General features: G+C 35.7%; 11 protein-coding genes. 6 read left to right on the top strand and 5 right to left on the bottom strand.

Annotated features, from left to right (window positions below):
• The first annotated feature begins 225 nt into the window (after positions 1-225).
• From XJ32_RS09685 to XJ32_RS09700, 4 genes are all read left to right on the top strand, one after another.
• Complete coding sequence (locus tag XJ32_RS09685) at positions 226-1626, top strand: cation:dicarboxylate symporter family transporter (protein ID WP_077389377.1); 1401 nt, start codon at positions 226-228, stop codon at positions 1624-1626.
• Between the two features lie 256 nt (positions 1627-1882).
• Positions 1883-2767, top strand: a complete 885-nt coding sequence (locus XJ32_RS09690) for a menaquinone biosynthesis family protein (protein ID WP_077389379.1) — start codon at positions 1883-1885, stop codon at positions 2765-2767.
• Positions 2768-3093: 326 nt separating this feature from the next.
• Positions 3094-3708 (top strand): imidazoleglycerol-phosphate dehydratase HisB, encoded by a 615-nt coding sequence (gene hisB, locus XJ32_RS09695; RefSeq protein ID WP_077389381.1) that lies wholly within the window; start codon positions 3094-3096, stop codon positions 3706-3708.
• Complete coding sequence (locus tag XJ32_RS09700; protein WP_004085868.1) at positions 3705-4187, top strand: KdsC family phosphatase; 483 nt, start codon at positions 3705-3707, stop codon at positions 4185-4187. Before hisB ends, XJ32_RS09700 begins: the two co-directional genes overlap by 4 nt.
• A 232-nt stretch (positions 4188-4419) precedes the next feature.
• On the opposite strand, the gene XJ32_RS09705 is transcribed toward XJ32_RS09700, so the two are convergent.
• From XJ32_RS09705 to XJ32_RS09720, 4 genes are all read right to left on the bottom strand, one after another.
• Positions 4420-6918 carry an endonuclease MutS2 gene (locus tag XJ32_RS09705; RefSeq protein WP_077389383.1) on the bottom strand — a complete coding sequence of 833 codons (2499 nt, stop codon included), beginning with the start codon at positions 6916-6918 and terminating at the stop codon, positions 4420-4422.
• Between the two features lie 11 nt (positions 6919-6929).
• Positions 6930-7343, bottom strand: a complete 414-nt coding sequence (locus XJ32_RS09710) for a hypothetical protein (protein WP_077389385.1) — start codon at positions 7341-7343, stop codon at positions 6930-6932.
• A gap of 126 nt (positions 7344-7469) precedes the next feature.
• Positions 7470-8570 carry an ABC transporter permease gene (locus tag XJ32_RS09715; RefSeq protein ID WP_077389387.1) on the bottom strand — a complete coding sequence of 367 codons (1101 nt, stop codon included), beginning with the start codon at positions 8568-8570 and terminating at the stop codon, positions 7470-7472.
• 56 nt (positions 8571-8626) lie between these two features.
• Positions 8627-9004 (bottom strand): dihydroneopterin aldolase, encoded by a 378-nt coding sequence (locus XJ32_RS09720; RefSeq protein WP_004084979.1) that lies wholly within the window; start codon positions 9002-9004, stop codon positions 8627-8629.
• 219 nt (positions 9005-9223) lie between these two features.
• Between XJ32_RS09720 and XJ32_RS09725 the strand changes: the two genes are divergently transcribed.
• Complete coding sequence (locus tag XJ32_RS09725) at positions 9224-9850, top strand: outer membrane beta-barrel protein (RefSeq protein ID WP_254422357.1); 627 nt, start codon at positions 9224-9226, stop codon at positions 9848-9850.
• Between the two features lie 276 nt (positions 9851-10126).
• Entirely contained in the window at positions 10127-12073 is a 1947-nt protein-coding gene (locus XJ32_RS09730) for a methyl-accepting chemotaxis protein (RefSeq protein ID WP_077389389.1), read from the top strand.
• Positions 12074-12487: 414 nt separating this feature from the next.
• Here XJ32_RS09730 and XJ32_RS09735 read toward each other — a convergent pair whose 3' ends face one another.
• Entirely contained in the window at positions 12488-13201 is a 714-nt protein-coding gene (locus XJ32_RS09735) for a lysozyme inhibitor LprI family protein (protein ID WP_077389391.1), read from the bottom strand.
• Between the last annotated feature and the right edge of the window lie 81 nt (positions 13202-13282).

The following is a 13282-nucleotide window of genomic DNA, read 5'->3' on the forward strand; positions in this document are numbered from 1 at the left end:
ATTTTATAGAATCTTTGTGTATTTGTTATGTCTCTTTGTCATGACTTTATGATAAAAGAAATAAGATTCCATAAATTGACATCACGCATATTTCAACAAATTAAATATGTTACAATTTTACACTTATTTACACATTTATGCTTAGAAGCTGATAATTTTTATTTACTTTATCTGTATTTTGTGGTTTTATAAAATAATGCAAAAAACATGTAAAGGGTGGTCTAAATGGTAAATAACAATACACAAATCTACAAAAAGAAACAGCCTTTAAATAAAAAACTTGCAAAAAGTTTAGTATTCTGGGTATTTATAGGCTTGTTTTTAGGTGTGCTTTTTGGGACAATAGGAAGCTTTCATAGTCCAGACAACCCCTCTGTTTTCACTCAATTTTTCTATGATTTTTCAGTGCATTCTAAGGAATACACCATTGACCCCTTTATAAAAGGGCTAAAATTACTCATGGGTCCCATTATATTCCTTACAATCATTACTGGGATTATACGACTAGAAGACCTTAAGACACTTGGCTCACTTGGCTTTAAAACCGTTATTTATTTTGAAGTCGTCAGCACATTTGCCCTTATTATCGGTGTCTTTTTTGGTGAGATTATTAAGCCCGGGCATGGCATGCACCTTGATATTGCAAGTCTTGATGCAGCAAGCGTGCAAAGCTATATAGAAGCGGGTGCTAAAGAGCAGCAAAGTGCAGGTGGAGAACTCTATAATATCCTAATGAGTGCAATACCGCATGACCCCATCACGCCATTTGTGGAAGGTAAAACATTGCAAGTGCTTGTTATGGCGGTTTTAATCGCCATTGCGCTATCTTTTACAAGTAAGAATTTTAAAGAAGCAGCCCTAAAGTATTTTGAAAGTATGCAAGAGACATTTTTCAAAGTGCTTACAATTTTGATTTGGTATAGCCCATTGGCGACATTTGGTGCGATGGCATTTTTGATTGCAAAGTTTGGCTTTAGCTCAATTAGTGGTATGGCATTATTACTTGTAACTATGGCACTCGCTGTAATTGTGTTTATCTTTGGTGTGCTAGGGATTATCGCGGCAATGGCGCGTGTGAATATCTTTAAATTCATGCGATTTATCTACCGCGAAGTGCTTGTTGTATTTGCGACCTCAAGTAGTGAAACCGCTCTAGCACCGCTTATGCGTAAGCTTGAAAAGGCAGGGATACAAAAGGCTTCAGTAGGCTTAGTGATTCCAACTGGATATAGCTTTAATCTTGATGCGACAAATATCTATCTAAGCCTTGCAGTCATTTTCTTAGGACAAGCCTTTGATATTCCATTGACACTGGAGCAGACCATTACGCTAATCATCATTTTAATGGTATCTTCTAAAGGTGCAGTGGGCGTTACGGGTAGTGGCTTTATCGTGCTTGCAGGGACACTTTCAGCATTAACGACCACAGATGGTTCGCATTTGATCCCCGCAGTAACCGTTGCCGCTATACTTGGCATTGATAAATTTTTGAGTGAAATGCGTAGTGTTGGGAATCTATGCGGTAATGCTGTTGCATGTATGATTGTAAGCATTTGGGATAAAAGAGTAGATATGGAGAAATTCCGCTATGCACTCGATCACCCTGAAGAGTTTAGGGTGTTGTAATAGATTCTGAAACTCTTTTGCTGCGTTGTTTCTTGCACAACTTTGCAGGAATACGACATCGGCTTGGTCGTTTATATTTAATAAACTTTTTTGGCTTTACTTTGATAACTCACAACGCAAAGATTCTTTAGAAAACCATCGCAAGATATTTCTGTAGAATTTTTGCCTATGTTTTTTTTGGAATCTAGATTTATAGCATTATTAAAACCAGCATAAAATAGACTATAATTACACGCATGAAACTAGAAGGAATACTATGCAGACCTTACCACATACAGCAAACCATGCCTATACAATCGCACATAGCCCCGATGCTGATGATATTTTTATGTATTATGCGATTGCTTTTGGCTGGGTAGATACGCCCTATAAACTCATTAATAGTGCGCTTGATATTGAAACTCTTAATGTTGCATGTTTGCAAGGTTTATATGATATTAGTGCCATATCATTTTCACTTTATCCGCATATTTGCAATGAATATGCGCTATTACGCACAGGCATGAGCTTTGGTGAGGGCTATGGACCAAAGATGGTAAAACGCAAAAATGCGAAACTAAAACGCAATTTTAAAGTAGCCCTAAGCGGAGAGCATACTACAAATGCCATGCTTTTTAGAATCCATTATCCAAATGCACGCGTTGTATATAAAAACTTTTTAGAAATTGAGCAAAGTGTGCTATCTGGCGAGGTAGATGCCGGGGTGTTAATCCATGAATCAATCCTTAATTTCTCAAATGAACTTGAAGTAGAAAGCTACATTTGGGATATATGGCAGGATTTATGCAAAGATGATTTGCCATTGCCACTTGGTGGCATGGCTCTGCGTAGGTCCATACCGCTAAATCGTGCGATTATGCTAGAAGAAGTTTTAACCCGTGCGATACAAATAGGGCTAAAACACAAAGATATTTTAACAAAAATGCTGCTTGAAAATAACCTTGTAAGAATTAATGCTAAAGAGCTTGATATATATTTGCAACTCTATGCAAATGAAAACTCACATACTTTAAGCACAAAACAGACACAAGCATTAGAAAGATTATATGAAATAGGCTATAATCACGGAATCTGTAAAAATCTAATCAAACTTGAAAAATACCTTATCCCAAAAGAATACACACAAGTGCGGTATGGTTAAAGTTACAAAGTGTGTGAAATCTAGGTTTTAATAAATGTAACCAATCTGTTGTTGATTTTTACTTCGTTAAAGCGAGAGTTATCTGTTGACACAGAGATGATTTTACGGAATCTAGTTTCTAATGGTTGCTGTATTGCAATGAAATATCTAGCTATTGATTCTAAAAAACATCTTTTTTATTATGTTGGCATGAGTGAAATTTTATTTACATTGCAAAAAAACAAGAAATTATGCTTATATATCCGCTTTTATGCCATAAATATCCCATCTCAATAAAAATATGCTACAATGCAATTTTTAGCTATTTTTAAAGTTTTGGATACGATATGAGTGAAAGCACACAAAAAAAAGAGCAAATAACACTAGAGAGAAACACAAAAGAAACACAGATTAATTTAACACTTAATATCTATGGGAGTGGCACAAGCGATATACAAACAGGCATTGGCTTTTTTAATCACATGCTTGAGGCGTTTTCAAAACATTCACTTATTGATTTAAAACTCATATGCAAGGGTGATCTAGAAGTTGATATGCACCATAGCGTGGAGGATTGTGGTATTGTGCTTGGAGGGGCATTGCATAAAGCTATATTTCCTGTGCAAAATATCGAACGATTTGGAAATGCGGCTGTTGTGATGGATGAAGCTTGTGTATCGTGTGATATTGATATTAGCAATCGTGCATTTTTACTCTTTGATATGCAAGCCGCACAGAATGGATTCTATGGTAAAGTGGGGGAATTTGATGTGGAGTTGGTAGAAGAATTTTTCCGTGCGTTTGTCATGCAGGCTGGGATAAGCACACATATAGTTTTGCAGCGAGGAAAAAATTTGCACCACATTATAGAAGCCGCTTTTAAGGCATTTGCGGTGAGCTTAAGACGAGCGATAACAAAAAATGCTTCTATACAGATTCCAAGCACAAAGGGGTGTTTATGAGTGATATGATAAAAATGATAGTTTTAGATGTCGATGGCACTTTGACAAATGGGCAGATTGGGCTATTACATGTAAATGGCGTGATTGTTGAGACAAAAAGCTTTAATGTAAAAGATGGCATGGGTATTAGCGAGTGGATTAAGGGCGGTGGATTTGTGAGTGTTATTAGCGGTAGGCAGTGCATTTTGACGCAGCATAGGGCAAAGGAGCTTGGCATACATGAGGTGCATTTGGGAGTTGAGGATAAACTTGCGTGTTTGAAAGAGATTTGCAAAAAATATAAGATTTTGCCTGATAATGTGGCGTGTATCGGCGATGATGTGAATGATTTGAATATGTATGCGTTTTGTCGTTATAGCTTTGCTCCAGCTGATGCAAGTGATGTTAATAAAATGCGTGCCTCTTTTGTTACACATGCAAAAGGCGGTGAAGGTGCAGTGCGAGAAATGATTGATATGTTAGCGAGTATAAGGGATTAGGTTGCAATATGATATTGCGTGGTTTTTTATTGCATTATATCTTTGCGAGATTATGCTACCCATAAAACCTTTTTATAAGTATAAAATGTTTTAGATTCTAGTATCATGTCGCTCAGTGAAGGATTGCTTTGTTTGCTTTTATTAAACGCTTCAAGGCTGTTTGGTCGTTATCTTACACCGAATCCGTGTAGGCATGTTGGTGTAAGATAACGAATATTTAATATAATCCCATCTATCCATTCAGATACACAATCTTAGCACCTAAGCCGCCCATGTTTGGTGGGGCTTGTGTATATCCCCTTATATAATCACAAGAATCTAGGAAGTTTTCTACCATTCTTTTTAAGATTCCATTGCCTAAGCCATGTACCACAAGCACTTCGCTAAATCTTGCCATAATGGCATGATTTAGAAAATCTTCTAACAGCATTTGTGCTTCTTCTTTTGTATAGCCATGCAAATCAAGCCTTGTTGTAGCTCTAATATCTGCCTCTAGTTTATAGCCCTGATTGTATAAAATATTAGAATCTTGTTTTATTTGCTTTGAGCTTAGTGGCTTTAGCTCTATGCCTTTTACACCTTTTAGTCGCACTCCATTTTGTAACTCTATGCTATAAGAATCTTTATGTTGTGCGATGATTTTTGCTATTTTATTTTGATATTGCACTATATCATTTAGGCTATATTTTTGCGTGGATTCTATGTTTATCTTTGGGCTTTTTGCTTCATTTTTATGTGCTTTATTGAGAAGTTTATGGATATTTTTCACAATCTCTTGTGCGCCTTGCAAGGTGTTAGTATCAAGCTCTTTTAGATTCTGCAATGCTTTTAGATTCCCGCTTGATTGCTTGGCTAACATTTTTATTTCTTTTATAGCTTCGTTATAGTGTCTTTTTAATGTTAGGCTTTGTTCTTCAAACCTTGCTTTTAGCTTACTTTTTGTGTGTTCTAGCTCTTGTATTTTAGAATCTTGCTCTTTTATTAGGGCTTGAAGTTTTAGTGAATCTTGCTTATTTTTGGTGATTTGCGTATGTGATTCTTCAATTAATCTTTCTAGCTTGTTTGCTTCATCGCCATGCACTTTTTTGGCTTCATCGATTATTTCTTGTGGGATTCCATACTGCTTTGCACACTCTAGGGCGTAGCTCTTACCTATGCCCTCTATAAAGCTAAAAGTAGGACATGCCCTTTTGTAGTCATAAGTGGCTGCAAGCAGTCTTGTATGGATATTATCCGCCATCAAAGCGGCTAAATGCTTATGATGCGTGGTAACGATTAGCTTTGTGCTATTTGCTAAAAACTTTTCTAAAATCACTTTGTAAAGACTAGCCGCCTCGCTAGAATCTGTGCCTATCTCAATCTCATCAATGCCTAGTATCATATCCTTTTGTGATAATAATGCACTAATTTCTTGTATGCGACCTGAAAATGTAGAAATATCATTATGAGAATCTTGTGGATCTTGAGCGATAATGTGGATATTTTTCATAAAGGGGAGTTGTGATTTAGCCGCATTTATACGCATGGGGATATAAAGCTTTGCACACCATAAGGCACTTAAAATGCTTTTTAAAAGCATAGTCTTACCCCCAGCATTCACACCTGTAATCATTAAAAGATTTGTAGGCATAGATACATTTAAAGGGATAGGATTTTTTAGGCTTGGATGTGCGTATTCATGCAGGGTGATTGAAGTGTTTTTATTGTCTGCAAATACAAAAGAATAGTTAAAATCCTTTGCAAAATGCAGCCTTGCTAACGCCCTATCCATAAAGTCATATTCAGTATTAATGAAACGCAAAAAATGTATATGTTTGCTTAGAATCTTGCTGTATTCCTTTGCTAGATATAAAAGCCGCTCTTCTATCTTGTCCTGTAAAATGTGAATGTGAGATTCTATAGATTCTAAACTCAAAGGCACAATGTAGAAAAAGCCATGCATTGAGCGACCAATCACTCGTGCATGTAAGACATTTGCATAGCCAGCACGCACTAAAAGCGTTGCATTATCTTCAAAAAAGTGGATTTGCTTATCGACCAGATATTCTTGCAAATTGCTTGTATGTAGAATGCTATATAGCCTTTCTTGCTTTTCTTTATGCTTATTCTCAAGGGCTTTATATAGGGTGTTTAGCTCACTATCTGCTTCTTTATTTAAATAGCTTTGTGGTGATGTGCTATTTTGCTTAGAAGTAAATACAAAAAATGCTAACAAAGAAGTAATCTCACTTGGGAAAACAAACTTATTGATATATTCTTTTAAATACTCATTGTCTATATCATCTCTTTTTGCAAAATCATAGAAAAACTTTATCATACATAAACATTGAAAAATATCATAAAGTCGCAATACCCCGCCTTTTGCGAGACTTAGAATCTCATTATTAAGCAAACCAACTTTTGGTAACTTTAAAGATTCTATATTGCTATAAGTATCAAGGGCTTGTATCAATGCCTTTAGCTTTTCATGTGAGGGGATATGGAGTATATGAGAGAGCGTTTTATCATCTTTTAATAGAATCTCGTTTTCATTTATAAGGGCTTTATTTGTATTTATCTGCCTTGAGAAATAAGCACTAAAAGTGTCTAAAAAGCCTTGTAAGCCAAGCTTTGTGAAATTTTGCTTAAGAATCTTTAATACATTAGAATCTGTTGTATTTTGGAGATTCTGTATAGTGGCTTTTGTGAGGGCTTTAGGCTTAATTTCTGTTTGTTTTTTCTTTTTACTCATATTTGCTTCTTTTAGTCGTTAATGAAGTCAGAATCATAGGTCGTTACATGCTGCGTGCATGAGAGAATAGGCACATTTAAACCTTTCACATTTGGGTCTTTTGTGGAATCTTTGCCAGAAAATGTGCCTAATTCCTCAAAATACACAAAGTTTGATTTATGCACATGCACTTCTGTGTTGTCCTGCATACAAACAAGTGTTTCATTGTTGTAAAAAGCTTGTTTAAATTCTATAGTTTTTGCTTGTATAATGCTTTGCTTTTGTGCATGGCTAATCACACCGCAAGCACAACAAAACGCTATGATTGCAATGCTATATTTAACCCCCTTTTTTACGCTTTCTATTTGATATAAAACTACACAAAACAGCACAAAGCTAAACAATACGCTAATAATAATCACAATGAAATCAAATGCATTTTGCACAAAAACCCCTAATTTGACTTAGCTTAGTAAAGGCGAAATTATAGCATTAAAAATAAAATGACTTTTGATTTGGGTGTAAATCTAAAAACACTTAGAATCTGTCTAGATTCTAATATTTAATCCTATTTAGATTCTAACTACACCCCTATTTATTGCACCAATCCTTAAATAATACACACCAACACCTATAATCAAAAAAAGCCAAAATGGCAACATTTGTGCGATAAGATCCAGACTATACGCGCTATCAATACCATAATTTGCTTGTTGCAAATACAGCTTCATAAAATATGAAATAGGCAATATTTGACTCCAAAATGACGCAAAGACTTCCATGCTATTTTGTGGATAGGTAATACCTGCAAATGCAAGAGATGGAGCGGTATAAGCGGCTATTACACTGATTGTTTTGGAAGTGTGTTTAAGGATTGATTGAAAGCATATGACAATGCTAGATATTGCCCCAGCAAATACCCCTAATCCAAGCAGGACGATATACATATTCCCCTCTCTAGGATAGCCCAAAGCCCCAAAAACAGCAAGCATAATAATACCCCAAAAGAGTGCTACACCAATGTTTAACGCAAATTTTAATAGCAGAGATTTTATACTTTTTGGCGTAGTATTAATGAGATTTAGCATACCAACCGCCACTAGAATCTGCCACATACAAGGCAACATAATCGTAAGCAGAAATTGTGCGTAATCATTGCGTGGATTAAAGAGGGCTTCAATCTTTGGGATAATAGGCATAGCCTTTGCTTTTGCGATATTCATATTTGCATCTTTTGCAAGATTCTTACCAACAGAGCTTATTGCATTAAAAGTCGTTAGGGCTTGTAGCATCGCACTATTTATTGCCTTGCCGATAAGCACAAATTGTGCATTATAATAAATGCCAATATTTACCCCTACACCTTTTCTAATGTGTGCTTGAAAATTATTTGGAATCACAACGATTCCATAAATCTTTCCTTGATTGAGATCGAGTTTTGCTTCATGTAGCGAGTTATATTGCTTTGCAATCTGTGTAGCCGGTGCGGATTCTATATAGAATTGCAAATCACGACTAAGTGAGCTTTTATCATTATCAACAACGCCAATAGGTAAATCTGTGGGTATGCTATGAAAGAAAATGCTATATGCAAGTATGCCTAAAAATGGCGGCAACACAAGCCATACAATGCAAAACATGCGATATTGCTTTATCAGATTTAAATATTTCATATCTCCCTCAAGTCCTTAAAATCACACATTATACACTATGGATTTTAATATATGACTTAATCTCTTGAAATCGCAAACATGAAAGTGAATCCATTATTTTTTCGGCGAAATTTCGCTCTCATTCCTACCTTGCAATGCTGCAAAATATCTGGCTTTTCTATGTATAGTGTAAGCGTTTTAATCTTTTTAAATGTCTTAAAACAAGTAGCGGCAATATCGTTTAATGCTTCCTCAAGTAAGCCATATTGCTTTGTTTGCACACATTCTATTATTGTATTTGCTACCCTCGCATAATCTAAATAATCTTTAGAATCTTTGTAGCGATACTTTATCTTTGCTGATATATTTATCTTTTGTGGTTTTTGTCTTTCTTCAGGTAAGATTCCAATGATTGCCTCAAAGCTTAAATCCTTAATCAAAATACACATTTTCATAATTTGTATATGTCCTTATTCAAAATGTTTTTAATATATAGAATCAATGTTAATTTTTAGAAACTGCGTTTAACTTAAAACTTTTATAAATAAACAATAGCTGTGTTCTTTAATTAAAACCTAATACTTTTACATCTTTTCGCATTCTCTCATTTACCCTTGATTTGTTTTTTTTTTTTTGTAGAATGCCAACTTCATTACAAATTTTAAGGAGAAATCATGAGATTTAAAAAGAGTATAAAGACAAGTGTTTTATCATTGGCACTTATTTCTAGTATGGCTTATGCCGATGGATTAAAAGAGGAAAAAAGTGGTGGTTTTGTTGGTTTGCAGGCTGGGACTTCGCTTTTGCAACAGAAAAATGAGTATCATTGGACAAGTAACAGGAACACTTATAGATATAGCTATACAACTGCAGCGTATGGTGTGCTTGGTGGTTATGAGTATTGGTTTAGTAATAGTTTAGGTGCGCGTGGTTATGCACTCTTTAGTGGGGCTAATTTCTATGTTATGCAATTTGGCGTTGGTGCCGATGTGATATACAACATTACAAATGTTGCTGATGGGAATCTAGGCGTTATAGCTGGTTTGCAAGTGGGTGGTGTGTATTGGCTAAACTCATGGTATTGGTGGGGTAGCTCTAGTAATCAAAACTCACTAGCGTTTGATATGGCATTAAATATTGGTGTGCGTTGGACTCAAAATGAGCATGTGATAGAGTTGCTTGGCAAGATTCCATTTATAGAAGCACATACTGGCACATATCTTTATAGTGATGGCGATAAAAACGAATATTATTCAAAAGAGACTTTCTCATTTGTTGCGCGTTATATGTATAGATTCTAAGATTATCATCAAACTCTGCTTTACTGCCATATTGTCATGGCATTTATCCTTACTTAATTATTGCGTTGTTGTTTTTGTTAGATTATCAACGCAAGCTTTCCTTATCAAACAATAAAATGGCATAATAAACCTGCATTGCAATATACAATATTATAGTGCATAAAATACACAAAATACATATTTACAATGCTTTTATGCTATAAAAAAGACAACTTTTTGTTTTTTTGTGTATGATATTTACGCTTACTTGTTTATCACAATATAAAAGGCTACTCAATGACGAAACTAGGAATCAACGCAAAGGTATCTATCAGCACGACTTTAATGGTGCTTGTGAGTTTTAGCATTTTGGCGTGGTTTGTGTATTTTAACGCACAAAAAACCATTACACTCATTGAGTATGAGACGCAAGAAAAGCAAGTAACGCAACTAGAAAATCTCATAGATGTCTATATTGATGAGAAAAAACGCCTTATTAATAAACTTGCAAAAGAAGCCCTTGCAAGTGGCTTAAATGAATCTCAAATGACACAAAATCTCCGCCTTATCCAAGAATCAGGGGATTTTAATCTTACTTATATCGGTATAGAATCTAGCGGGAGAATGCTATGGGGCAATGGCAAACACCAATACCCACAAGATGGCTATGACCCCCGCACACAAAGTTGGTATCAAATCCCCAAAAATTCACTCAAAGATGAGGTGCTAAGTGAGCCGTGGATACAAAACTCATATAAGATTCCAGTTTTTGGCTTTGCCTCTCCGCTGATTGAAAATGGCAAATTCATCGGTGTGGCTAGTAGCGATATTGCCCTAAAATCGCTCAATGCCTATATCCACGCACAAGATGAGAATACAAACGAACAGGAGATTATCATCATAGACAAAAATGGCAATTATGTTAGCCATAATGATGAGAGTAAGATTTTGCAAAGTGATGAGTTGGCTCAAGCGATAAAAAGTAGCTTTAATGCGGACACACCGACTTTTAAACTAGATTCTAATATCGCAACTTGTAAGGTAGAATCTCAAACGCAATGGCTGCTTTGCTCCATTATCCCAGAATCTCGCATTGCCGATAAGCTTAGTCAAAACAACAAACCTATTTTCATTATGCTAGGCATTTTTGCCTTTATTCTTGTGGTGGCATTGTATGTGATTTTGGCGTATTTGCTAAAGCCCATTAGACGCATTAAAAAGAGTTTGCTAGAGTTTTTTGACTTTTTAAATCACAAGCAAAAAAGTGTGAATCCTTTGAAACTCCGCAGTGGCGATGAGTTTCAAGAAATGGCAGAAGCGATCAATGAAAATGTAGAGACAATCCAGCATAATCTCTTAAAGGATACAAAGAGTTTGCAGGAATTTTTCCAAGCGGTTGAGAATATCAAGCAGGGGCATTTGCATTTGCAGATACAGACAAATGCGAATAATCCGCAGCTAACGCAACTTGGCGTGCTGTTTAATGAAATGCTAACTTCCCTTGATGAGAATGTCTCGCGTGTGCTTGTGATTTTGAAGCGATATGCAGACAATGACTTTCAAAAGCAAGAGAGTGGGTCAGCACAGAATCTGCAAGGCGAACTTCAAGCGATGAATGAAGGTGTGGGGCATTTGGGCGAAGAGATACGCAAAATGCTTTTTACTAGCCTTGATTTTGCAAAATCGCTAAATCTTAAGGCAAAAGAGCTAGAAGATTCTGTAATGGCGATGAGTGAAAGCACACAGAAGCAAAGTAAGTCGCTAGAAGAGACGGCAAATGCGGTAAGAGAGATTACAGAATCTATGCAGGGTGTTGATAGTAAGGCGCAAGAAGTGGTGCAGCAGGGCGATGATATTAAAAAGATTCTAGGATTTATCGCAGAGATTGCCGACCAGACTAACTTACTTGCTTTGAATGCGGCGATTGAAGCGGCAAGGGCAGGGGAGCACGGGCGGGGCTTTGCAGTCGTAGCTGATGAAGTGAGAAACTTGGCTGAACGCACACAAAAAAGCCTTGGCGAGATAGGGGCAAGTGTGAATTTGCTTGTGCAAAGTATCAATGATATGGGCGAGGCAATTAAGGTGCAAATGGAGGGTATTGAGCATATCAATGAAAGCATTGTTGAGCTAGAAGAGATAACAAATCACAACACCCAAACCGCACATAAGACGCAAGAGATTAGCCTAGGTGTAGAGCATATCGCACAAGATATTTTACAAGATGCAAATATGAAGAAGTTTTAGGGCTTTGTTTTGCAATGTCATTTTTGTGGGATAAATTTTGTGTTTAGAATCTTTGTATTAAGACTAGATTCTAAGAAATTTAAGTTTGTAGAAATGTTAAGAGTTGTTTGTAAAATCAATGCCATAAAACTTACAAAATGACTATAGCCACCGCATAAGAAGTAGTATCAAATTCTTACAAAATCTATCAAAGGTGAGATTAAGATTAGATTTTATTGCTTATACATATTTTTTTACAAACAAAATTCTATGATCTTATTGAATCTTATTTATAAAGCCTATATCAATTTTTAAGTAAATCTCTACAAAGTGGAATAAATCTGCAATAGGATTAAAAGATTTAACAATGAGATTTTAGGCTTCTTATTTTTTATCAAAATAAAATCTTTGTTATATTTAGCTACAACTTAACGCCTATATATCCCCATCTACATTGCTCCCAAATATACTATCAAATTCTACGCCACCATCTGTTATCATCATCAAATAGCGTGAAAATAGCTCATTTACACGCATTTTTAAGAATCCTAACCGAGCATTACTTGTGTGAATACTATATATCGTGCCACCGCCATTTATATCATAGATATGTGCGTGATGTTTCCGTATGTATGCCTCATAGCTATCGCGGAGTTTGAGCCACGCTCTTTGCTCTTCTAGCAGTGTGTCTTGCCCTTTTTGCCCCTTTTTTATATTTTGAATATTGGGCTCGTGGGAGAAAGCCCCTGTTGGTGTGGTTTTGTTTTGCTTTTTTACTTCAGCGCGGTAGAGTTTGTAGTATTTGTTTAAAAGCTTGTCATACTCATCATAGCCATAATTAAGTGAAGCTAAAATGCCTTGTGTTGAGCCTAGCACTTCGCCTAAGTTATTCACTTCACAATCAATCCGTGCTACTTCAAATTTATAGATTTGCTCTATCTTACTTAAATCCTTGAAATTATCTTTAAAGACTTCCTTATTGCATTCTTTGTTGATATACTCTTGCTTGTCTTTGCTTACATTATATTCCTTAAACAACTTTTGCAAGCTCTCATTAGCAAAAGCTATATTTGCAAATATTGCAAACGCTAAAATCTTGATTTTTGTTCCTGTTGTGCTAACTTTAAATAACCTTGTAAAAATATTCATAATGCCACCTTGATTTGTTTATTTTGCAAACAGAGATTCTGTTATATAAACATTACGATTAAAACTGATATGTGTGATTTT

The organism is Helicobacter bilis (assembly GCF_001999985.1).
Lineage (GTDB): Bacteria > Campylobacterota > Campylobacteria > Campylobacterales > Helicobacteraceae > Helicobacter_A > Helicobacter_A rappini.